The organism is Herbidospora solisilvae (assembly GCF_009901565.1).
GTDB classification, from domain to species: Bacteria; Actinomycetota; Actinomycetes; order Streptosporangiales; family Streptosporangiaceae; genus Herbidospora; species Herbidospora solisilvae.
Window position 1 is genome coordinate 182,306 of the sequence record NZ_WXEW01000007.1, and the last position, 21,554, is coordinate 203,859.

Here is a 21,554-nt window from a genome sequence, read left to right on the forward strand (position 1 = left end):
CTAACTCTGGTAGGCGCTGGCCTGGAGGCCGTAGAGGTCGGCGTAGATGCCCTGGCGGTCGATCAGCTCGTCGTGGGTGCCCTCCTCGACGACCAGGCCGTGGTCCAGGACGTAGACGCGGTCGGCGTAGCGCACGCTGGCCAGGCGGTGGGTGATGAGCAGCACGGTGCGCCCGTCGGCGTGGGCGCGGATGCGGTCGAACAGGGCGTGCTCGGCCCGCGCGTCGAGGGCCGCCGTCGGTTCGTCGCAGATGAGCAGGGGGGCGTCGCGGTAGAAGCCCCGCGCGACCGCGATGCGCTGCCACTGGCCGCCCGACAACTCCTGGCCGTCCTTGAAGCGGCGGTCGAGGAGGGTGCGGTAGCCGTGGGGGAGCTCGTCGATGACCTCGTCGGCCCCGGCGACCCCGGCGGCCCTCACCACGGCCGGTTCGCCCTTGTTCAGGCCCATCGTGATGTTGTGGCGGGCCGACAGCGGCCAGCGGGTGTGGTCTTGGGCGATGACCGCGATGCGGCCGCGCAGGGCGTGGGCGTCGACCGTGGCCAGGTCGACGTCGTCCCAGCGCACACTGCCCGAGTCGGGCTGGTAGAGCCCGGCCAGGATCTTGGCGAGGGTGGTCTTGCCCGAGCCGTTCTCGCCGACGAGGGCGACCACCTCGCCCCGGTCGATGTGGACGGACACGCCCTTCAGCGCCGGAGTGTCCTTGCCGGGGTAGCCGAACACCACGTTCTCCGCCGTGATGCGGGCGAAGCCGTCGGGCGGGGCGCCCGAGCCCGCCATGACCGGCGCCTTCTCGGTGGCGCTGCAGAAGTCGATGAAGTCGGTGAAGTAGAGGCCGTTCTCGTAGCTGCGGTTGACGGCGTACAGGAGCTGCTGGAGAGCACCCTGCCCGGTGCGCACGGCCAGCACGGCGGTGCCCGCGACGGCGAGCGGCACGGAGCCCGAGGCCAGCAGCAGGCCGAGGGCGGCGAAGACCAGCGCGGTGCCGACGCCGCCGAGCGCCTCGCCGACCAGGCGGGCGACGGTCTGGCGGCGGGCTAGGTCGACCAGGGCGTCCTGCTGGGTGCGGGCCACCATGTCGTAGACGCGGAGCAGGAAGCCGCGCATCGTGAACGAGCGCACCTCGGCGGCCGTGTCGCGGTCGGCCAGCAGTTCGCTGACGATCCACTTGCGGCGGTAGGTCGGCAGCAGCGACAACATGGTGGCGTAGCTCATCCGGGCCGACCGGACGGTCGACCACGCGTCGGGCAGCACCGCGAGGAACAGCAGCGGCAGCAGCACCGGGTGGAGCACACCCAGCACGCCGCCGACCGCGATCAGCCCGATCGCCGCGGTCAGCACGTCGATCGCCGACCCGACCACGTCGTCGGAGGCCCCGACGCCGCGCATGCGGACCCGCTCCAGCGTGTCGTGGAACTCCGGATCGTCGAACCGGACGAGGTCGACGCTGGAGGTCAGCCCGTAGAGGCGCTCCTCGGCGATGCGGAGCACCTGGGGTTGCAGCCGCGACTGCGCCCAGCCCGCGCCGGCCGAGAACACCGAACGCAGCACCGCGGCGGCGCCGACCAGCAGCAGGGCCGGGAGGGCGTCCCGGACCCGCTCGGGGGTCGGGCCGGCGGCGAACAACGCCTCCAGCACCCCCGTGGTGGCCAGCAGGCCGAACGCGGTGAACACGCCGCTCAGCAGGTTCAGCACGACGGTGGCGACGGTGTCGCGCGGGCTGGCCTGCCAGGCCATGCGGAAGGACTGGACGAAGAGGGCGGGTAACCGGCGGGCGACGGTGAAGAAGCCGACGTTGCTCATCTTGTCGTCGTGGGCGTGCCACTTGTGCGTGGTCAGGTCGGAGAAATCCGGTAGGTCATCGCTTTCCGACGGGTCGTCCCTGTCGACGGGGGTGACGGTCATGCCGTCAGTGTGCGCTCGCCCACCGACAAAGGGCACCGGGGATGTCACGGGTCAAACCGGAATGCGATCTGGGCACGTTCCGGAATTGATGCGACACTTCCTGTGACGATCCACCCCCCGCAGCTCACGCGAAGGCGACTCCCGAGGGCCGATGACCACTGAGATCTCCCACTCGATCGCCGTCGAGGGCAACCTCCCCCTGGAACCCAACGCGTTCGTGGGACGCGAGCCCGACGTCGAGGAACTCCTGCAACTGATGACCGCCACCCGGGTCGTCACCCTCTGCGGCGTGGGCGGGATCGGGAAGAGCCGCCTCGGGCTGCGGGTCGCCGCCGAGCTCGCGCGTGACCTGCCCGACGGCGCGTGGCTGGTGGAGTTCCCCGAGGGCACCCGGCCCAAGGAGACCGTCCGCCGCATCGCGTCGGTGCTGGGCGTGGAGGGCGAGCCGGGGCGCGACCTCGGCCTGGCGGTCGCCGAGGTGTTCGCGGGGCGCAAGGCGGTCATCGTGCTCGACAACTGCGAGACGGTGGTCGAGGAGTGCGCGCAGCTCACCCGGCGGCTGGCCGAGCACTGCCCCGAGGTGCGGGTGCTGGCCACCAGCCGCGAGCCGCTGCGGGTGCCGGGCGAGACCGTCTGGCGGGTGCCGCCGCTCGCGCTGCCGCCCGACCACAACGCGGGCGCGGCCGTCGTCGGCGGCTACGAGGCGGTCCAGCTGTTCCAGGACCGTGCGGCCTCGGCCCGGCCCGGGTTCACGCTGACCGACGACAACGCGCCCGACGTGTCGCGGTTGTGCCACGCGCTCGACGGCATGCCGCTGGCGCTCGAACTGGCCGCCGGGATGACCCGGGTGTTGTCGATCCCGCAGATCGTGGCCCGGCTCGGCGACCGGTTCCGGCTGCTGTCGGCCGGCGACCGCACCGCGCCGCCCCGGCAGCGCACCCTGCGCGCCACCGTCGACTGGAGCTACGACCTGCTGACCGAGCCCGAGCGGGTGCTGCTGCGCCGGGCCACGGTGTTCCGCTCCGGCTGGACGCTCCCCATGGCCGAACTCGTCTGCGCGGGCGGCCCGGTCGAGGCGCCCGACGTCCTGGGCCACCTGACCGCCCTGGTCGACAAGTCCCTGGTCGTGGTCGACGGCGAACTCGCCGGCGAGGCCCGCTACCGGCTGCTCGACACCATCCGCCAGTACGCCGCCGAACAACTCGACGGCCCCGACGAGGCGGCGACCCGGCGGCGGCACCGCGACTTCTTCGTCGCGTTCGCCCGCGACTGGGAGATCGCGGTCGACGCGGGGTCGTGGCCGGCGGTGCACCGGCGTACCGAACGGCTGGAGCGGCTGCAGAGCGACCTGCGGGCGGCGGTCGAGTGGTCGGTCACCATGGGCGACGCGGCGCCGATGCTTCAGGCGCTGCTCGGACTGCGGTGGATGCTGCTCGGCAGCGGCCGGTTCCAGGCCGAGCTGACCCGGTGGGTCGACCGGCTGCTGGAGCTCGCGCTGCCCGACGTCGACCCGGCCACCCACGGCCGGGCGCTGGCGTTCACCGCCAACCTGCTGTCGAACACGGCCGACTTCGCCGCGGCCCGCGAGCGGGGCCGGCGGGCCCTCGACCTGTGCCGGCAGGCCGGCGACCGGCTCGGCGAGGGGCAGGCGCTGCTCGTGCTCGCCATCAGCGACGGGTCGCAACCCGCCGAGAACCGGCTGGAGGAGTCCATCGCGATCGCCCGCGCCATCGGCGAACGGGTGCTGGAGGCCGAGGGCCACGGCACCCGCGCGTTCCTCTCGCTGGCGCAGGGGCGGCTGCGCGAGGCGCAGCGGTCGGCCGAACGACTCGTGGCGCTGGCCACCGAGCTCGACAACCACCTGGCGCTGGTCATCGGCCTGTCGGGGCTGGGCCAGACCGCCCGCCGCCGCGGCGACCTGCAGGCCGCCCGCCACCATTTCACCCGGGCGCTGCGCATCGTGCGCACCTTCGACGCCCGCCAGTGGCTCATCTCCTGCCTGGCCGGGCTGGGGTCGGTGGCGCTCGACGCGGGCGACCTGCCCGAGGCCCGCCGCCGCCTGGGCGAGGCGCTGCGGCTCGGCCGCGACGCCGGGTTGCGCATGCAGTCGGCCCGCCGCCTGGAGACCTTCGCCGCGCTCCACCTCAGGCAGGGCGACCCGCGCCGCGCCGTGCTGCTGGCCGCCGCCTCCGCCGGGCTGCGCACCGGACGGCCGGGGGCCCGCGTCGAGAACGTGCTGACGCCCGCCCGTGACGCCCTGGGCGAACCCGTCGTGGCGGCGTTGTGGGCCGAAGGGCTCGCGCTGCCGTTCGACACGGCCGTCACGCTCGCGCTGGAGGAGTCGGCGGGCAGCCCGCCGCCCGTCGTCGCGCCGGTCGCGGTCGTGCCGCAGAGCACGCTGACCGCCCGCGAGCGCGAGATCGCCGAGCTGGTCGCCCGGGGGCTCAGCAACCGGGCCATCGCCGACGAGCTCGTCATCAGCCAGGCGACCGTGGCGCGTCACGTCGCCAACATCCTGGCAAAACTCGGTTTCACCTCGCGCACCCAGGTCGCCACCTGGGTCGTCGAGCACGGTGTGTAGACGCCGCGCGGCGTCTCTTCTACACATGCACCTGCGCACATTCGCCGATGTGAGGGCCACCCCCGCCGACCTACGGTGAGTCCGTGGTCCGGTGCGGCGACTCCGTGGCCGTCACCAGGCCCGCGAGGGCGGATGCCTTCTGAAGCCGGACGTCAGGGGGGGCATCTGGAAACGGCCGCGTGTCCGTCACGCCGGTCGAGGTCACCTCGGAGGGGTGGAGACCGAGACCGGGGGCACGTGGCCCGCGGGCCCGGGTCGCGCAGGACCCGGGCCCGTCCACGCGCATGCGGTTACACACCCTGCTACACACATATGCGGATTCCCGCCAGAGAACCTGACCCGTACGGTCACGGACATGGAGTCAGGGGTCACCGGCGCGGTGTTCGGACGATCCGCGCTGTGGGCCGACCGGCCGGCGCTGATCGATTTCGGCGAAGGCCGGGCCGTCAGCCACGGGACACTCGCCGCGACGGTGAGGAGGGCTGCCACGGGGCTGGTCAGGAGGGGGACCCGCCCCGGGCAGACCGCCGCCGTCTGCACCGACGGCGTGAGCGGGCATCTGACCGCCGTCTTCGCGGTCGTCGCGGCCGGTGGGGTGGCGCTGCCGCTGGGCGTGCCCGACCCGGCCGAACTGCTCGCCCACGACGTGCGGCTGATGTTCACCGGCGAGAGGCTGGCCGCCGAGGCGGTCGCGGCGGCGGAGGCGTCGCGGGTGCGGCAGGTCGTCTCGTTCGGCGGCGGGCCCGGCGCGACCGAGTTCGAGGTGCTGCTCGGGCTCGACCCGCTGCCGCTGCCGGTCGCCGCCGCGCGCAGCCCGGCGGTCGTCGCGGAGGAGGGCGAGCTCAGCCACGACGGCTTCACCGAGGCGATGGCGCTGCTCGACGGGCACGTCAGCCTCGACGAACACGACGTCGTGCTGGTCGACTGGCCGCCGTCGGGCTCGGCCGACCTGGCGGTGCTCGGCGGTCTGGCGTTCGCCAAGGGGGCGGTGCTCGTCACGGGCGGCGGACGGGAGCTGGGGGTGACGGTGGCGGCCGTCGTGGAGTGCGGGAAACGAGGGCTGCGCCGTATATAGAACCGTTGCTTGACGGGGCGGCTCCGGTGGTGGGTTGATGGGCTGCCATTTCACACCCGGAGGTCGGCCGCGATGAGGCGACGATGGACCGCGGTCGCCGCGGCGCTGCTCGTTCTGGTGACGTCGTGTTCGGGCGAGGCGGCGGAGACGCCCGAGCCCTCCGCGAAGCAGCGTGTCGAAGTGTTCTCCTGGTGGACGGGCTTAGGCGAGGCCGACGGCCTCAAGGCGATGCGCACCCTGTTCGAGAAGCAGAACCCCGGCTTCACGTTCGTCGACGCGGCCGTCGAAGGAGGGTCGGGCGACCAGGCCCGCGCCCTGTTGGCGAGCAAGCTGCAGGCCAACCAGCCCCCCGATACCTTCCAGGGCCACGCGGGCGCCGAACTCCAGGGCTACATCACCGCGGGCAAGCTCGAACCCCTCAACTTCCTGTACGACGAACTGAAGCTGCGCGACGCCTTCCCGCCCCAGCTCGTCGAGCAGATCTCCGTCCACGGCGAGATCTACTCCGTCCCGGTGAACATCCACCGCTCGAACGTCCTGTGGTTCAACCCGCGGATCCTCAAGGCCGCCGGGGTGACCGGCGCCCCGCGCACCATCCCGCAATTCCTCGACGCGCTCGGCAAGGTGCGTGACACCGGGAGGATCCCGCTGGCCATCGGGCCGCAGTGGACCGTGGTGCACCTCTTCGAGTCGGTGCTGCTGGGATCGCTCGGGACGCGGACGTACAACAAGCTCTGGACCGCCGACGCCGACTGGAACAGCGCGGCGGTGAAGAAGGCGCTGACCGACTTCGCGGCGATCCTGGCGATGACCGGGCCGCCGCAGGCCGACTGGCAGCCGGCCGCCAAGCAGGTCGCCGACGGGGAGGCCGCGTTCACCGTCATGGGCGACTGGGCCTACAGCTACTTCCACAACAAGCCCGACGGCGGGCTCGGCAAGACCTCGAAGACCGACTTCGACTGGGCCGCCTCGCCGGGCACCGAGGGCACCTTCATGTGGTTGTCCGACAGCTTCACGCTGCCGCGCGGCGCCCCCAACCGGGAGGGCGCGGTGGCCTGGCTCAAGGTGGCCGCGAGCAAGGCCGGGCAGGACGCGTTTAACCCGCTGAAGGGCTCGATCCCGGCCCGCCGCGACGCCGACACCTCGCTCTACAAGAACTATCTGGCCTGGAACCTGGGCGAGTGGTCGCGCGACGAGCTGGCCGGGTCGATCCAGCACGGCGTCGTCGCCAACGACGGCTGGCGGGCGGCCATCAACGACGCGGTCGGCATCTTCATCGACGACCCGGACGTCGCGGAGTTGCAGCGGGCGCTCGTGCTGGCGGCGAAAAACAGTGGCCAATAGACCGGTTTGTCATAACATCGCCCGGTGAGCGTGGTTGACGACCGGGGCGCGACCTTCGGTGAACTGTTCCGAATCGGCGAGTTCCGCGCACTGTTCGGCAGCCAGCTGCTGCTGACGCTGAGCGAGTCGGTCAAGATGCTGGCGTTCTCCGTCATCGTCTACGACCGCACCGAGTCGGCCGGGTTGTCGGCCATCTCGTGGATGATCGGCTTCCTGCCGATGATGCTCGGCGGCCTGTTCCTGTCGTCGGTCGCCGACCGCGTCCGGCCCCGGGTGCTGATGATCATCGGGGAGCTCACGCGGGTCGTGGTGTGCCTGCTCCTGGCGTTCGCCGGGCTGCCGGTGTGGGCGATGTTCGCGGTCGTCCTGGTCACCGGCGTGCCGACCGCCGTGTTCATGGCGGCCCGCAACGCGGTGCTGCCCGACATCCTCGACGGCGACCGGTTCGTGCTCGGGCGGGCCCTGTTCACCATGACGGGCGCCGGGGCGCAGATCGCCGGGCTCGCGGTCGGCGGGGCCATGCTCGCGCTGACCGGGCCCGAGGGCGCGCTGCTCATCACCGCCGGGCTGTCGCTGGCCGCCGTGCCGATCGTCCGGTTCGGCATCGTGAACCGGCCGGCCCGAGCGGTCAAGGACGGCACCGGCGCGGTGCGCGCCACGCTGCGCGGCAACTGGCAGCTGCTGACCGACCGGACCATCCGGGGGCTGCTGCTGGCCGGATGGATGCCGCTGATGTTCATGGTCGGTTCGGAGGCCGTGTTCATCCCCTATCTGACCGAGATGGGGCAGGCCGGGGCGGCCGGGTTCGTGCTGGCCGCGACGGCCGCCGGGATGGGCTTCGGGGAGTTCGTCGTCGGCCGGTTCGTGTCGCCGGCGAACCGGGTCAGGCTCGGGCTGCCGCTGGTCGCGCTGATGGGGCTGCCGCTCATCGGGTTCCTGGCCGCGCCGGGACCGTGGTGGGCCGGCACCCTGGCGTTCCTCGCGGGGAACGGGCTGGCCTACCAGCTCATGCTGCAGCGGCCGTTCGTCGACGCGGTGCCCGAGGCGCGGCGCGGGCTGGCGTTCGGGCTGCAGGGGTCGGGGATGATGACCGTCCAGGGGCTCGGGGGAGTGGTGGCCGGCGGCCTGGCCGAACTGGTCGAGGTGCACCACGCCATCGCCATCTGCGGCGGGCTGGTGCTCGTGTCGGGGGCGTTGTTGTGGCGGCCGCTCAGCCGGCCCGCCCGCGAAGGGGTCTAGTCACCGCTGCGTGGCGTGGAGGTCGGTCTCGATCCTGGCGGCGCCGGCCAGCAGCGGGGGCAGCAGGTCGCGCCGGGCCGACTCCAGTGAGGTGCGGCTGGCGTGCGACGACAGGTTGACGGCCGCGACGACCCGGCCGGCCCGGTCGCGGACCGGGACCGCGATGGACCGCAGGCCGTCTTCGAGCTCCTGGTCGACCAGGGCGTACCCCTGCTCGCGGACCTCGGCCAGCACCGCGCGGAGTTCCCCTTCCGAGGTGAGGGTGCGGTCGGTCATCCGGACCAGGTCGGCGCGGGCGAAATAGGCGTCGAGGTCGCACGCGGGCAACCCGGCGAGCAGGACGCGGCCCATCGACGTGCAGTGGGCCGGGAAGCGGGTGCCGATCGCGATGGTGACCCGCATGATGCGGGTGGTGGGCACCCGGGCGACGTAGATGATGTCGGTGTCGTCGAGCACCGACACCGACGCCGACTCGTGCACCTCGCCGACGAGCCGTTCGAGGTGGGGGAAGGCGACGTCGGGCAGCGACAGGTTCGACAGGTAGGCGTAGCCGAGTTCGAGCACGCGGGGCGACAAGGAGAACAGCCGTCCGTCGGTGCGGACGTAGCCGAGGTGGACCAGCGTCAGCAGGAACCGGCGGGCCGCCGCCCGCGTGAGGCCAGTCTTCCTGGCGACCTCGCTCAGGGTCAGTTCGGGTGAGGATCCGTCGAAGGCGCGGATCACCGACAGGCCGCGTGCCAGCGACTGCACGAATTCCTCAGCCATAGTCCGGCACTCTAGCGCCTCGTATCGTTCTCATAACGAACCATTGTTCCGTTTGCGACCGATATGCCATCGTTCGCCAGACAAACCAACGTTCGGATAGCGAACCTGGGTGGCCTGAACCCCAAGGAGGGTCACATGTCCCTGCTGGACCCCAAACTCTGGACCGGCCGGATCTACAGCGGCGGCTGGGTCACCTCGCAGGCGGGCGACGCGGCCGTGGTCGAGCCCGCCACCGGCGGCGAACTCGGCCGGATCGGCGTCGCCGGGGCCGACGACGTGCGGGCCGCCGCCCGCAGGGCCGCCCAGGCGCAGAAGGACTGGGCGGCGACCAACTTCGAGGAGCGCGCCGCCGTGCTCCGCCGTGCGGGCGCCCTCTTCGAGCAGTACGCCGAGGAGATCCACCACTGGATCATCCGGGAGACCGGCTCCGTACCGCCGAAAGCTGGCCTGGAGACCCACGTCGCCGCGCAGGAGTGCTTCGAGGCGGCGGCCCTGGCCTCCGGGACGACCGGCGAGATCCTGCCCACCAACCGCAAGCGGCTCAGCCTGGCCCGGCGCATCCCGGTCGGCGTGGTCGGCGTGATCGCGCCCTTCAACGTGCCGCTGATCCTGGGCATCCGCTCGGTCGCGCCCGCGCTCGCGCTGGGCAACGCCGTCGTGCTCAAGCCCGACGCGCGGACCGCCGTCTCGGGCGGGGTGGTGATCGCCCGGGTGCTGGAGGAGGCCGGGCTGCCCGAAGGGCTGCTGCACGTCCTGCCCGGCGGCCCCGAGGCGGGGGAGGCGCTGGTCGCCGACCCGCTGGTGCCGGTCATCTCGTTCACCGGCTCGACCGCCGCCGGGCGCAAGGTCGGCGAGGCCTGCGGACGCCTGCTCAAGCGGGCCCACCTGGAGCTCGGCGGCAACTCGGCGCTGATCGTGCTCGACGACGCCGACCTCGACCTGGCCGCCTCGGCCGGGGCGTGGGGCTCGTTCCTGCACCAGGGCCAGATCTGCATGACCACCGGCCGCCACCTCGTGCACGCCTCCCTGGCCGACGAGTACGTCGAGCGCCTCGCCGCCAAGGCCGACCACCTGCCCGTGGGCGACCCGGCCACCCAGCAGGTCGCCCTCGGGCCCCTGATCTCGGCGGGCCAGCGGGACAAGGTGCACGCCCTGGTCACCGGCAGCGTCGAGGCGGGCGCGCGGCTGGCGGCGGGCGGAACGTACGAGGACCTCTTCTACCGTCCGACGGTGCTCGCCGGAGCGGGCCCCGCCTACGACAACGAGGTGTTCGGGCCGGTCGCCCCGGTCATGCCCTTCCACACGATCGAGGAGGCGGTGGCCCTGGCGGGCGACAGCGAGTACGGCCTCTCGCTCGGCATCCTCAGCCGCGACGTGATGAAGGCGATGCACCTGGCCGAGCAGATCCCCACCGGGATCGTGCACATCAACGACCAGACCGTCGACGACGAGGCGGTCGCGCCCTTCGGCGGGCTCGGCGCCTCGGGCACCGGTTCGCGGTTCGGCGGACCCCGCGCGAACGCCGACGCGTTCACCCACACCCAGTGGGTGACCGTCCAGGGTGACATCGCTGCTTATCCGTTTTGACCGATCTTGTAGGTTCGGGGGTCATGAGAAAGAACGGCTGGTTGTTGCTGGTCGCCGGGTTCGTCCTGGCCGCCCTCAACCTGCGACCGGCGCTCGCCGGAGTCTCGCCGCTCCTGGGCGAGATCATGTCCGACCTGTCCCTCTCCCCCGCGGCGGCCGGGGCCATCACCACCATCATGTTGTTGTGCCTCGGCCTCCTGGGCCCGCTGGGCCCGATCCTGTCCTCCCGCCTCGGTCTCGACCGCACCCTCATGGCGGGCATGCTGCTCCTCATCGCCGGAGTCGTCATCCGCAGCTCCGGCGGCGTCGTCACGCTCTACCTGGGCGCGGCGATGGCCGGCACCGCCATCGCGTTCATGAACGTGATCATGCCGGGCCTGGTCAAACAGCACTTCCCCGACCGGGTGGGCCTGTTCACCGGCCTCTACGTCAGCAGCCTGGTCAGCGGCGCCGCCCTCGGCTCGGCCGTGATGGTGCCGCTCGCCCAGGAGATGGGCTGGCGCTGGGCCGCCGCCACGACGGCGATCTTCGCCCTGATCTCGGCGATCGTCTGGTTGCCGCAGGTGCTCCGCACCCCGACCCCGCCGCCCCCGCAGGCGCCGCGGCCCTTCCGGGCCCTGATGAAGCGCCGGGTGACCTGGTACGTCGCGACGTACATGGGCGTCCAGTCGATGACCTTCTACATCATGCTGGCCTGGCTGCCCACGATCTTCACCGACGCCGGGCTCAGCGCCGACGACGCCGGATACCTGCTCGGGCTGACCAACGTGGCCCAGATCGCCGCCACCCTGACCGTGCCGATTCACGCGGGGAAGGCGAAATCGCAGGTTCCGCACGTCATGTGGGCGGCCGTGGTCACCATCGTCGGGTACGTCGGCGTGTTGTTCTGGCCGACCACCGTCCCGTGGTTGTGGATGATCGTGCTCGGCCTCGGCCAGGGCGCCTCGATCGCGCTGGCGCTGCTGATCATCACGCTGCGTGCCCCCGACCCCCGTTCGGTCACCGCCCTGTCGGCCGTCGCCCAGTCGACCGGCTACACCCTGGCCGCCATCGGCCCGGTCGTGATCGGCGCCATCTACCAGGTCAGCGGGGGCTGGACGGTTCCCCTGGTCGTGGGGCTCGGCGTCTGCGGCGTGCAATTGGTGTTGGGTTATCTCGCCGCACGTCAACCGCACGGCACCTGATCTTCACCTCACCCCTTTACCGTCCGGCCCATGAGTCTCACGCGCAGAGGCGCGATCACCGTGCTCGCGGCCGGAACGGCCGCCGGCGCCCTGATGGGCACCACCCCCGCGTCCGCCAAGCGCCGCTTCGGCGACGTCACCGTGATCGGCCACCGGGGCGCCAGCGCCGTCCGTCCGGAGCACACCCTGCTCTCGTACGAGGCGGCCATCGCCCTGGGGGCCGACTACATCGAGCCCGACCTCGTCTCCACCAAGGACGGCGTGCTCGTCGCCCGGCACGAGAACGAGATCGGCGGCACCACCGACGTCTCCACCCGCACCGAGTTCGCGGGCCGCCGCACCACCAAGGTCATCGACGGCCGCCCGATCACCGGCTGGTTCACCGAGGACTTCACCCTCGCCGAGCTGAAGACGCTGCGGGCCACCGAGCGCATCCCCGACCTGCGGCCGAACAACGCCGCGTTCAACGGCCTGGCCGAGATCCCCACCCTGGAGGAGGTGATCCAGCTGGCGCAGCGTCACGAGGTCGGCATCTACCCGGAGACGAAGCACCCCACGTACTTCGACTCCATCGGCCTGTCGCTGGAGGAGCCGCTCCTGGACGTGCTCGACCGCTACGGCTGGCGCCGTTCGGGCGACCCGGTCATCATCCAGTCGTTCGAGGTCGGCAACCTGAAGGCGCTGCGGCCCAAGACCAAGCTCAAGCTGGCCCAGCTCATCGACGCCGCCGGCAAGCCGTTCGACACCGCGACCCTCACCTACGACCAGATGGTCACCCGTGAGGGCCTGCGCGAGATCCGCACCTACGCCAACGGCATCGGCGTCAACACCCGCCGGATCCTCCCGGTCGGCCCCGACAACCGCACCCTGCCGCCGACCACGCTGGTGCGCGACGCCCACCGCGAGGACCTGGTCGTGCACGCCTGGACGCTGCGCAACGAGAACGCGCAGCTGCCGGCCGACTACCAGTTCGGCAACCCGGCCAGCCCCGCGTTCCCGCGCGCGGTCGGGAACGTCATGGGCTTCGCGGCGGCGCTGTTCGAGCAGGAGATCGACGGCATCTTCGCCGACGACCCCTCGATGCCCCGCGCGGTGCTCAGCTCGGACAAGTGACTAGTCGAGCGGGCGCAGCTCGTCGGCGTAGCTCACCGACTGGCGGCGCATCATGCCGTCGTCGCTGATCGAGTACTGACCGAGCCGCCACAGGGGCGGGGAGTAGGCGTGGATCGACACGCTGCCGTGCTCCGCCCCTGTCAGGCGGTGGATGTGGTCGGGCCCGAAGCTGAAGGAGGTCCCGGCGTGCACGCTGGTCTCCAGGTGCTCGCCGCCGATGCGCGGATTGGCCTCCACCAGCGTGCCCCGGACCACGTTGACCGCCCCCGACGAGACGTCGTGGTCGTGCCAGCCCGTGTCGTCTTCGGGCCGCCAGCACAACAGCCAGACGTCGACGTAGGCGTCGCGGTAGAGCGAGGCGTAGTGGCGTCCGCCGTCCTCGGAGCCCTCGAACGACAGGTGCTCCTGCCAGAGCTCCGGCTTGACGGCCAGGTCGTCGACGAGTTCCCGCAGCTCACGCCGGTCGAGTGGGCGTGGTGGCAGCGACTCGAAAGGGGCCGCGGGACAGGTGCCCGGCACCGGGATGGTGGGCGTGCTCATGAGGACGGCTCCTTTCGTGTCAGCAATCTGGCGGGATTCGCCACGGTGATGGCGTGCCGGGCGGCCGGCCCGAAGTCGAGCACGGGCGCCTCGGCGTAGGGGCGGTCGGACCCGTTGACGACCACGTCGATGCCGAGCTCCCGGACCACCGCGTCGACGGCGCGGGGGCCGTAGGACGAGGTCTCCACGAACACGGCCGGATCGACCAGGCCGCGGCCCGAGCCGCCGCGGGTGATCTGGCGTTCGGCGTGCAGCGGCGCGAGGCCGGCCAGCAGCGCGAAACAGACTTTGAGCCGGGGGTGCCGGGCCCGGCCGAACGCCTGGAAGGCGTACCAGGCGGCGTGCATCTGCTGCACGTAGGGCACGACGGCGGGCCACCAGGGCGGGGTGCCGGGCGCCGAGGCCGGTCCGGGATGGACGAAGAGCGGGCGCTCGCCCAGGGCGTCGAGCAGCGGCGCGACGCGGGCCAGCCCCTGTTCGTCCTGGACCGCCGTGGCCGGGAGCTGTAGACCCGCCGCCCCGGCGGCGAGCGCCTCTTCGAGCTTCGGCACGGAGACGTCGGTCACCGGCGCCGCCGCCCAGAAGCCGAAGGGCTCCGGGAGGGCCGCCATGCCCTCGTGGAAGGCGTCGATCAGCGGCCACGCCTCGGCGGGCGGGAGGTGCTCGATGCCCAGCGGGCTCGACAACGAGACGAGCGCGAGTTCGAGCGCGGAGTTCAGCTTGGCCCGTGCGGCCGGGTCGTGGTCGGCCGGGTTCACCTCGTAGGCCGGTTCGCCGTCGAGCAGCAGGGTCCAGCCGTCGAGGCGGGGGTTGGCGGTCCTGGAACGCAGCGCGTCGAGGAAAGGCGCAGGCCAGAGGTGCTGGTGCACGTCCACAGCCATCTCCGCCTCCTCCAACCCGAATTCCCTACTCATAATACAGGTATATCGATCTGAGGCTAGTGAACCGCTTCACTGATTCGCTTAAGTGAACCGTTTCACCCCATATGTGTCAAGTAGGCTGGATCGATGCCCCAACGGAAGCGAGCGACGATCCGTGAGGTGGCCCAGGCGACCGGCCTGTCCACCGCCGCCGTCAGCTACGCACTACGGGGGCTCCAGGTCTCCGAGGAGACCATGCACCGGGTCCGCCGCGCCGCGGCCGAGCTCGGTTACGAGGCCGATCCCAACGCGCGGGCGCTGGCCAGCGGGCGTACCGGGATGATCGGCGTGCTCTGCGGCTCGCTGGAGGACCTCTGGCAGCAGTCGCTGGCCGTCGGCATCGGCCGGTCGTTGCGGGAGAAGGACCACTACGGCCTGATCCTCGACGCCGCCGGCGACCCCGACCGCGAACGCACCCTGGCCCGGCAGCTCCGGGGGGTCGACGGGCTGATCGTCCAGCCGGTCGACCCGGCCGCGCCGTTCTGGGCGGGAATCGCGGAGGACATCCCGCTGGTCACGATCGGCGACGCGCTGAAAGAGGCCCGCACCGCCGCCGAGGTGGTCTTCGACAACCAGAGCGGGGTCACCCTCGCCCTCGAATACCTGGCCGGACGCGGCCACCGGCGGGTCGCGGTGCTGACCCCGACCCTGGCCGAGACGCCCGACCGGCCCGCCGACCGCCTGGTCACCGCCGAGGCCGCGCGGCTCGGGCTGGAGGTGACGGTGGCGACCTGCCCCCAGGGACTCGGCCCGGCGGCCGAGGTGGCCCGCGCGGTGTTGCGCGACCGGCCGAGCGCGGTGTTCTGCTTCTCCGACTCCATCGCCTACGGAGTCCTCAAAGCGGCCGGTGACCTCGGTCTCTCCATTCCCGGAGACGTCTCCGTCATGGGCTACGACGACCACCCGATGTCGGAGCTGCTCGGCCTGACGACCGTGAGCTGGGACCTCGACACGATCGTGCGGTCGGCGGTCCGGCTCGTGCTCGGCGCCGCCGACGGGACACTGCGCCGCCGCCGGGTCGTCCAGAAGCCGATGCTCCGCGAACGAGGGTCGGTCGGTCGCCGCTGACGGGTGTTTTCCCGAAGCAGGCCGGCTCCGCGGCGGCCGTTTTCCTGCGGCCCGCTGCCGGTGGTTCGGCGTGGTCAGTCGGTCAGCGCCGAGCGGGCCGCCTCGATGTCGGCCTCCAACGACCGGTCTTCCGGGGTCTCGCCGGTGCGGATGGCCAGGGCGCGGTCGGCGGCGACCAGTTCGCAGGCCAGGATGATCTCGTAGGGCTCGCGGGCCGCCAGGCAGGCGCGGGCGGCCTGGGTGCCGAACCCGGCGTGGTCCTCCACGCTGCGCGACAGGACCGCGCCGCCCAGGGTCACCGGGGCGGCCAGCTGGCGCAGGGAGGCGAGGGCGTCGTGGGCGACGTACTCCAGGATCAGCGCGCCCGACTTCCCGGGTGACCCGGCGAGGAAGGGCAGCAGGCCGGTGTAGGCCGGTTCCATCAGCGTGGCCAGGCGGGCGGTCGAGAGCGACGCCGTCTGCACCAGCGCGGCCCGCAGGGCGTCGAGGGCCAGCGCGACCGGCGCGGTGTGGAAGTTGCCGTTGTGCCAGGCCGCCTCGCCCGCGATCAGGGGGTTCTCGGCCGCCGAGTTCATGTCGATGGTGACCGCCCGGCGGGCCAGGTCGAGGGCGTCGAACGCCGCGCCGTGGACCTGCGGCAGCGCGCGGTAGCCGTAGGGGTCCTGGAGACGGCCGGCGGGGGAGTGGTCGTCGAGCAGGGCGCTCAGCGCGGCGGCGACCCTGGCCTGACCGGGGTGGCGGCGGGCGCGCTGGACCTCGTACGCGAGCGGTTCGACCGACGCCCCGGCGGCCCGCCAGGTGCGGGCGGCGACCCGCACCGACGCCTCCAGCAGCCGGGCCAGATCGGCGCAGGCCAGCGCGGCGTCGGCCAGGGTGAGGGCGTTGGAGCTGATGAACGGCAGGGCGTCGGCGGAGGCCAGCCGGAAGCGGGGACCGTTCCAGGGCGTCTCTCCGAGCAGGCAGAGCGCCGTGGTGGACAGGGCGGTGAGGTCGCCGGTGCCGATCGCGCCGTAGAGCCGGACCGGCGGGACGGCCCGGCCGTTGATCGCCTCGGCCAGGACGGGCAGCAGCGCCGGGTTGATCCCCGAACCGCCGCGCAGGAGCTGGTTGAGGCGGACCGTCAGCATCGCGGTCGCGCGGGCCGGTTCGATCAGCGGCCCGGCGCCCCCGGCGTGGCTGCGCAGCAGGTCGAGGCCCGGTTCGTGTACCTCGACGTCTTTGTTGGCCCCCACGCCGGTGGTGCGGCCGTAGACCGGGCCGGTCTGCTCCCGGGCGGCGGCGAAGGCGTCTTCGGCCCGGGCCGGGGAGCCCAGCTCGACCTTCGCCGTGCCGTAGCCGACCGCCCTGACCTCGTCGCAGGTCAGGGTCGAGCCGTCGAGCAGGACAGTCCTAGTCGTCAATTCCGAGGATCAGGTCGAGCAGCCAGGAGATCACGCCGATGATGATCGCCCCCCAGAAGGCCGCCCAGAACCCGGCGACCTCGAACGGGAGCGTCAGCTGGTCGGCGATCCAGCTGGTCAGGAGCAGCAGGCCGGCGTTCACGACGAGCGCGAACAGACCCAGCGTGAGGACGTAGAAGGCGCAGCCGATCGTTTTGATGATCGGCTTGAGGAGGGCGTTGATCACCCCGAAGATCAGCGCCACCGCGAGCAGCGTGCCGATCTCTTTGGCGGTCGACTCGCTGCCGACCGTGATTCCGTCGACGACGCGGGTCGACACCCACAATGCCGCCGCGACCACGAGGATCTTGACGATGTATTTCACGATGGTGATCCTCGCACGTCCGGCCCGCTCGGGGCGAAGGTCGCGTGACTCTGACCCGTTGTTGGGCATAGGTGGTGATCGTCCCGGGAAATCACCGCTTGGGGGTGGGCCAGATCATGAACGTCGACCAGCTCGAACAGCTCTCCGCGAAGGAACTGCACGACCGCGCGGTCCGGTATGCCGTGCGCCACGGCGACTTCGGGTTCCTGTGGGACCTGCTGAAGGTCATCCCGGCCGCCCAGGGCGCCAGCGGCCGCGAGGAGGAGACCGCCAACGACCTGAGCAGGGTTTCGGCGCTGCTGAGCGACGCCATGGCCGCGGGCGAGGGCAAGCTGGGAGAGGCACTGCGGCCGGTCTACATCGAGTACCTCTCCAAGCACAACGACCTCGACGACTAGCTCGCCTTGACGTCGGGCCCGTACACGAGGAACCCCGGCGTGCTGGTCACCCGGCCGTCGAGCCCGGTGAGCATCACGTCGTAGGGGGTCGCCTGGGTGTCCTTCGGCAGCGCGATCTCCCGGGCGAACCGGCGGGCCCGGACCGAGCCCATGGCGTGCAGCGCCGTGGCGTACGCCCCTGCCGTCGCAAGATCGGGCCCGACGACGGTCACCGAGGCCAAATCGCCCTGGGTGCCCGAGCCGTTCGGCCGTTCGGCGGTGGCGACCGCCAGGTCGTGGGCGAAGACCACCCGTGACACGGCCCCCTCGCTGGGGTCCTTGAGCCCGACCCGCCACGGCACCCCCGGCCGGGCCGATCCCCGGACGCGGACGTCGCCGTCGGCGCTGACGCAGTGGTCCACCGCCCCGGCGGCGGCCAGCGCGCGGGACACCCGTTCGAGGGCCCAGTCGCGCACGTAACCGGATCCGGCCGCCTCGCCCGTCGCGCCGCCGAAGAACCCGTCCGTGATCTTGTCGAGCTCGGCGATCCGCTGGAGCACCTCGGTCAGTTCGGGCGCCGCCTCCTCGGGCGTGATCTCCTTGCGCGCCAGCCGGTTGAGCTGGCTGTCGGGCTTGCGGGTGCTGAAGGTTTCTTCGACCCAGCGCAGCCACCGGAACGCGTCGTCGAGGAGCGGGCGCAGCTCCCGCTGCGGGAGAGCCGTACGGATGTCGATCCCGACATGCGATCCCATCAGGTCCTCAGCTCGGTGAGCACCGGGGAAGCGGTCGATGCGGCGGGTGGTGGTGTCCGTAGAGGTAGTCATCGCACTCCTTCGTCTCCGAGCAGAGATACGCGCCGGAGCAGGGACGCGTTCAAGCCCGATAACGATTCAATCTCAGAACGTTCGTCCCTTTTAAGAGGTATGTCGGATTATTTACTTTACTCAGCGACTTTTCATGAACCGACGGCAGAATGTCCGCTGTGCCAGAGACCCGAGTGCTCGTCGTGGACGACGAGCCCGAAGTGCGGACCGCCATCGCCCGCGCGCTCCGCGTCGAGGGCCACCGCGTGGCCAGCGCCGTCGACGGCGTGACCGCCCTGGCCGCCATCGCCGGGAACGCTCCCGACGTGGTCGTCCTGGACGTGATGATGCCCGACATGGACGGCCTGGAGGTCTGCCGCCGCCTGCGCAAGAACGGCGACCGCACCCCCGTCCTGATGCTGACCGCGCTCGACGGCGTGGGTGACCGGGTGGCCGGTCTGGACGCCGGCGCCGACGACTACCTGGTCAAGCCGTTCGCCCTGGAGGAGCTCTTCGCCCGCGTCCGCGCGCTGCTGCGGCGGGCGGCCCCGCCCCCGGAGACCTCCTTCGCCGACCTGCACCTGCTGCCCGACCGCCGCCAGGCCCGCCGCGGCACCCGGGTCTTCGACCTCACCCGCACCGAGTACGCGCTGCTGGAACTGCTGATCCGCAACGGCGGCCAGGTGCTGACGCGGGAGGTCATCCTGGAGCGGATCTGGGGCTACGAGTTCACCCCCGGATCGAACTCCCTGGAGGTCTACATCCGCTACCTGCGCCGCAAGACCGAGGCCGACGGGGAACCCCGGCTCATCCAGACCGTCCACGGCCTGGGCTACGCCCTGCGGTCCACGGGGCGGGAGCGCTCGTGAAACTGCACTGGCGGATGGCCCTGGCCTCGGCGCTGGCCGGCGCGGTCAGCGTCAGCGTGGTCGTCTACGCGGCCTACCGGATCACCTGCAACCGCTTCGAGTCGGCGATGGGCAGCTACGGCTACCGCCCGCCGTCGGGCGTGCTGGCCGGCCTCGCCGAGGTGACCGACCTCGGCTGGCCCTTCTTCGCCATCGCCCTCGGCGGCCTCTGCCTGTCGGGGGCGCTGGGCTGGATCGCCGCCTGGACGGGCCTGCGCCCCGTCGGCAAGTTCAAGGACGCCGCCCGGCGGGTGGCCGACACCAGCGACCTGACCACCCGGATCGACGTCACCGGCGACGACGAGCTCGGCAGCCTCGCCCGCAGCTTCAACACCATGCTCGACGCCCTGGAACGCTCGGCCAAGGCCCAGAAACGCCTGGTCGCCGACGCGTCGCACGAACTTCGCACCCCCCTGACGGCGGTGCGCACCAACGCCGAGCTCCTCCAGCGCGGCCGCCTGCCCGCCGAGGAGCGCGAGGAGGTGGCCGCCGCGGTGATCAGCGGCCTGGAGGAGCTCACCGGCCTGGTCTCCGACATCGTCGAACTCGCCCGCGACGAGGAACCCCAGGCCTTGGTGGAGCCGCTACGCCTGGACGAGATCGTCTCCAGGGAGATCACCCGCGCCTCCTCCCACTGGCCCCTGACGAGATACACCTCCGACCTGGACCCCGTCGTGGTCCTGGGCGTCGCCGACCGGCTCTCCCGGGCGGTCGGCAACGTCCTGGACAACGCCGCCAAGTACAGCCCCGCCGGCGCGACGGTCGAGGTCCTGCTGCGCGACGGCGAGCTGACCGTCCGCGACCACGGCCCCGGCATCGCCGTCGAGGACCTCCCGCACGTCTTCGACCGCTTCTACCGCGCCTCCGCCGCCCGCGCCATGCCCGGCTCCGGCCTGGGCCTGGCGATCGTCCGCCAGGTCGTCGACAGCCACGGCGGCTCGGTCTCCGCAGGTCCCGCCCCCGGCGGCGGCACGCTCGTGAAACTGGCCTTCCCGTAGGGTGCTGTTCCATGGGAGATGTACGGGTTACCCGGACCCCATCCGGTTTCGTGGCGACCAACGACCGGGGCGCGCAGGTGGCCCTCGGGCACGGCGACGGCGAATTCGGCGCGGTCGAACTGCTCCAGGTGGCCGTGGGCGCCTGCAACGCGATGACCGTCGAGCCGCTGACCACGCAGCGCGGCCTCCGGCTCCCTGAGCTCTCTGTGACGATCAGCGCGGAAAGGTCAGCTCCGACCCTGCTGGGCAAAGTGACGGTCAGCTACGAAATCGAGCTGCCCGAGGGCATGCCGATGGCGAAGTTCCACGAAATAGCCCAGCGTGTACACGACAGACACTGCATCGTGAGCCGATCCCTGGAAGCCGGGACCGAGGTCAAGCTCGACCTGCCGGACTCCTGAGACTTAGACCAACAACCGGCAGTGCCATTGCGCCGTCCTTAAGGTCGGTTCAGTAACGTGGAAGCAGGTCAAGGGGGCTGGAAAGCCACCACACAAGCCTTTTTCCCATAAGGGCGCGGAGGGGGAACCGCGCCCGAGAGCGGGGGAAGCCGTCCAGACGCCTTTGGGGGAGGGCGTCTCGGCGGCACCGCTTGGAGTCGGGGCCGGCGCAGTTGGGGGACTGCGTCGGCCCCGACGTATGTTCGAAGGTTGTCGCGACTCTGTGCGACATCGGCGCTACAGTTGGTAGCGTTCGCCGAAAGAGTCGTCTTTGTGAGGCAGCCCCCGTGCCTGATCGCGTCATCCTGTTCCTCGACTACCAGAACGTCTACAAGGGCGCTCGCGAGACGTTCCACGAGCCGTCGCTCGCGCCTGGCCGAGACGGTCAGATCGATCCCCTTCGCCTGGGCACCTGGCTGATCGAGAACAGCCGTTACGAGCGGGAACTGACCGAGGTGCGGATCTACCGGGGCCGCCCCAGCGCGAGCAGAGACCCGAAAGGTCACTCCGCCTTCTCGCGGCAGCGTGACGCCTGGGAGCGAGACCCCCGAGTCACGTGCGTGTTCAGCGATCTTCGTTACCCGCGTGGGTGGCCGGACCGTTGCGCGCCCGGCGCGAAACCCCAGGAGAAAGGCGTTGACGTCGCTCTGGCGATCGACTACGTCAGGCTGGCTCTGCAGGATCGCTATGACGTCGGCATTCTCATGTCGACCGACACGGACCTGAAGCCGGCGATCGCGACGGTGGCCGAACTGCGGTCGAGCGGCGGCCCTCGGGTCGAGGTGGCGGGCTGGAAGGGGCCGGGGGCGAAAAGGCCGCTGCTGCTTCCCGAGGTGACCATCTGGTGCCACTGGCTCGACAAGTCCTGCTACGAGGTCGTGCGAGACCCGACGAGGTACAACGCGCCCTTCTGAGCGGCGAACGCCTTGCGACGGATGCGTGACTC

At 71.6% G+C, this 21,554-nt stretch carries 20 protein-coding genes; 13 read left to right on the forward strand and 7 right to left on the reverse strand.

The window, feature by feature from the left end:
• Entirely contained in the window at positions 1-1,902 is a 1,902-nt protein-coding gene (locus tag GT755_RS23995) for an ABC transporter ATP-binding protein (RefSeq protein WP_161481891.1), read from the reverse strand.
• A gap of 151 nt (positions 1,903-2,053) precedes the next feature.
• Here GT755_RS23995 and GT755_RS24000 point away from each other — a divergent pair, with 151 nt between their 5' ends.
• From GT755_RS24000 to GT755_RS24015, 4 genes are all read left to right on the forward strand, one after another.
• The gene (locus GT755_RS24000) at positions 2,054-4,483 is read left to right on the forward strand and encodes an ATP-binding protein (RefSeq protein ID WP_161481892.1); all 2,430 of its coding nucleotides are present in this window, start codon (positions 2,054-2,056) and stop codon (positions 4,481-4,483) included.
• A gap of 355 nt (positions 4,484-4,838) precedes the next feature.
• Entirely contained in the window at positions 4,839-5,558 is a 720-nt protein-coding gene (locus tag GT755_RS24005; RefSeq protein WP_161481893.1) for an AMP-binding protein, read from the forward strand.
• Between the two features lie 72 nt (positions 5,559-5,630).
• Positions 5,631-6,902 carry an ABC transporter substrate-binding protein gene (locus GT755_RS24010; RefSeq protein WP_161481894.1) on the forward strand — a complete coding sequence of 424 codons (1,272 nt, stop codon included), beginning with the start codon at positions 5,631-5,633 and terminating at the stop codon, positions 6,900-6,902.
• 24 nt (positions 6,903-6,926) lie between these two features.
• Positions 6,927-8,141, forward strand: coding sequence for an MFS transporter (locus GT755_RS24015; protein ID WP_161481895.1), 1,215 nt, complete (start codon positions 6,927-6,929; stop codon positions 8,139-8,141).
• Here the strand turns inward: GT755_RS24015 and GT755_RS24020 are convergent, their stop codons facing one another.
• Complete coding sequence (locus tag GT755_RS24020) at positions 8,142-8,906, reverse strand: IclR family transcriptional regulator domain-containing protein (protein ID WP_161481896.1); 765 nt, start codon at positions 8,904-8,906, stop codon at positions 8,142-8,144.
• Positions 8,907-9,041: 135 nt separating this feature from the next.
• On the opposite strand from GT755_RS24020, the gene GT755_RS24025 reads away from it, so the two are divergent.
• The 3 genes from GT755_RS24025 to GT755_RS24035 are packed head-to-tail and all read left to right on the forward strand — an operon-like array spanning position 9,042 to position 12,790.
• Entirely contained in the window at positions 9,042-10,493 is a 1,452-nt protein-coding gene (locus GT755_RS24025; protein WP_161481897.1) for a benzaldehyde dehydrogenase, read from the forward strand.
• 23 nt (positions 10,494-10,516) lie between these two features.
• A complete protein-coding gene (locus GT755_RS24030) occupies positions 10,517-11,677 on the forward strand; it encodes a CynX/NimT family MFS transporter (protein WP_161481898.1) in 1,161 nt (386 codons plus the stop codon).
• Positions 11,678-11,707: 30 nt separating this feature from the next.
• Positions 11,708-12,790 carry a glycerophosphodiester phosphodiesterase gene (locus GT755_RS24035; protein WP_161481899.1) on the forward strand — a complete coding sequence of 361 codons (1,083 nt, stop codon included), beginning with the start codon at positions 11,708-11,710 and terminating at the stop codon, positions 12,788-12,790.
• Here the strand turns inward: GT755_RS24035 and GT755_RS24040 are convergent, their stop codons facing one another.
• A complete protein-coding gene (locus GT755_RS24040; RefSeq protein WP_161481900.1) occupies positions 12,791-13,330 on the reverse strand; it encodes a cysteine dioxygenase in 540 nt (179 codons plus the stop codon). It abuts the gene before it with no gap.
• A complete protein-coding gene (locus tag GT755_RS24045) occupies positions 13,327-14,211 on the reverse strand; it encodes an amidohydrolase family protein (protein WP_161481901.1) in 885 nt (294 codons plus the stop codon). The genes GT755_RS24040 and GT755_RS24045 overlap by 4 nt, the downstream gene beginning before the upstream one ends.
• Positions 14,212-14,337: 126 nt before the next feature.
• On the opposite strand from GT755_RS24045, the gene GT755_RS24050 reads away from it, so the two are divergent.
• Positions 14,338-15,318, forward strand: coding sequence for a LacI family DNA-binding transcriptional regulator (locus GT755_RS24050; RefSeq protein WP_161481902.1), 981 nt, complete (start codon positions 14,338-14,340; stop codon positions 15,316-15,318).
• A 74-nt stretch (positions 15,319-15,392) separates the two neighbouring features.
• Here GT755_RS24050 and GT755_RS24055 read toward each other — a convergent pair whose 3' ends face one another.
• Both GT755_RS24055 and GT755_RS24060 read right to left on the reverse strand, forming a co-directional pair.
• A complete protein-coding gene (locus GT755_RS24055; RefSeq protein ID WP_161481903.1) occupies positions 15,393-16,718 on the reverse strand; it encodes an aromatic amino acid lyase in 1,326 nt (441 codons plus the stop codon).
• Positions 16,708-17,082 (reverse strand): phage holin family protein, encoded by a 375-nt coding sequence (locus GT755_RS24060; protein WP_161481904.1) that lies wholly within the window; start codon positions 17,080-17,082, stop codon positions 16,708-16,710. The genes GT755_RS24055 and GT755_RS24060 overlap by 11 nt, the downstream gene beginning before the upstream one ends.
• Before the next feature lie 116 nt (positions 17,083-17,198).
• On the opposite strand from GT755_RS24060, the gene GT755_RS24065 reads away from it, so the two are divergent.
• Positions 17,199-17,480, forward strand: a complete 282-nt coding sequence (locus GT755_RS24065) for a hypothetical protein (protein WP_062341535.1) — start codon at positions 17,199-17,201, stop codon at positions 17,478-17,480.
• Here GT755_RS24065 and GT755_RS24070 read toward each other — a convergent pair.
• A complete protein-coding gene (locus tag GT755_RS24070) occupies positions 17,477-18,283 on the reverse strand; it encodes an FAD:protein FMN transferase (RefSeq protein ID WP_161481905.1) in 807 nt (268 codons plus the stop codon). The two genes, GT755_RS24065 and GT755_RS24070, sit on opposite strands and share 4 nt — an antisense overlap.
• Positions 18,284-18,432: 149 nt before the next feature.
• Here GT755_RS24070 and GT755_RS24075 point away from each other — a divergent pair, with 149 nt between their 5' ends.
• From GT755_RS24075 to GT755_RS24090, 4 genes are all read left to right on the forward strand, one after another.
• Positions 18,433-19,131 carry a response regulator transcription factor gene (locus GT755_RS24075; protein WP_030456653.1) on the forward strand — a complete coding sequence of 233 codons (699 nt, stop codon included), beginning with the start codon at positions 18,433-18,435 and terminating at the stop codon, positions 19,129-19,131.
• Complete coding sequence (locus GT755_RS24080) at positions 19,128-20,168, forward strand: HAMP domain-containing sensor histidine kinase (RefSeq protein WP_202610452.1); 1,041 nt, start codon at positions 19,128-19,130, stop codon at positions 20,166-20,168. Before GT755_RS24075 ends, GT755_RS24080 begins: the two co-directional genes overlap by 4 nt.
• Before the next feature lie 50 nt (positions 20,169-20,218).
• Positions 20,219-20,569 (forward strand): OsmC family protein, encoded by a 351-nt coding sequence (locus GT755_RS24085; protein WP_328794478.1) that lies wholly within the window; start codon positions 20,219-20,221, stop codon positions 20,567-20,569.
• Between the two features lie 326 nt (positions 20,570-20,895).
• Complete coding sequence (locus GT755_RS24090) at positions 20,896-21,522, forward strand: NYN domain-containing protein (protein WP_161481907.1); 627 nt, start codon at positions 20,896-20,898, stop codon at positions 21,520-21,522.
• The last annotated feature ends 32 nt before the right edge of the window (positions 21,523-21,554 follow it).

Coding starts and splice junctions, on each gene's coding strand:
- GT755_RS24020 (WP_161481896.1), bottom strand. CDS start 8,906: ATGGCTGAGGAATTCGTGCAGTCGCTGGCACGCGGCCTGTCGGTGATC.
- GT755_RS24070 (WP_161481905.1), bottom strand. CDS start 18,283: ATGACTACCTCTACGGACACCACCACCCGCCGCATCGACCGCTTCCCC.
- GT755_RS24010 (WP_161481894.1), top strand. CDS start 5,631: ATGAGGCGACGATGGACCGCGGTCGCCGCGGCGCTGCTCGTTCTGGTG.
- GT755_RS24040 (WP_161481900.1), bottom strand. CDS start 13,330: ATGAGCACGCCCACCATCCCGGTGCCGGGCACCTGTCCCGCGGCCCCT.
- GT755_RS23995 (WP_161481891.1), bottom strand. CDS start 1,902: ATGACCGTCACCCCCGTCGACAGGGACGACCCGTCGGAAAGCGATGAC.
- GT755_RS24025 (WP_161481897.1), top strand. CDS start 9,042: ATGTCCCTGCTGGACCCCAAACTCTGGACCGGCCGGATCTACAGCGGC.
- GT755_RS24000 (WP_161481892.1), top strand. CDS start 2,054: ATGACCACTGAGATCTCCCACTCGATCGCCGTCGAGGGCAACCTCCCC.
- GT755_RS24075 (WP_030456653.1), top strand. CDS start 18,433: ATGTCCGCTGTGCCAGAGACCCGAGTGCTCGTCGTGGACGACGAGCCC.
- GT755_RS24005 (WP_161481893.1), top strand. CDS start 4,839: ATGGAGTCAGGGGTCACCGGCGCGGTGTTCGGACGATCCGCGCTGTGG.
- GT755_RS24050 (WP_161481902.1), top strand. CDS start 14,338: ATGCCCCAACGGAAGCGAGCGACGATCCGTGAGGTGGCCCAGGCGACC.
- GT755_RS24030 (WP_161481898.1), top strand. CDS start 10,517: ATGAGAAAGAACGGCTGGTTGTTGCTGGTCGCCGGGTTCGTCCTGGCC.
- GT755_RS24045 (WP_161481901.1), bottom strand. CDS start 14,211: ATGGCTGTGGACGTGCACCAGCACCTCTGGCCTGCGCCTTTCCTCGAC.
- GT755_RS24065 (WP_062341535.1), top strand. CDS start 17,199: ATGAACGTCGACCAGCTCGAACAGCTCTCCGCGAAGGAACTGCACGAC.
- GT755_RS24035 (WP_161481899.1), top strand. CDS start 11,708: ATGAGTCTCACGCGCAGAGGCGCGATCACCGTGCTCGCGGCCGGAACG.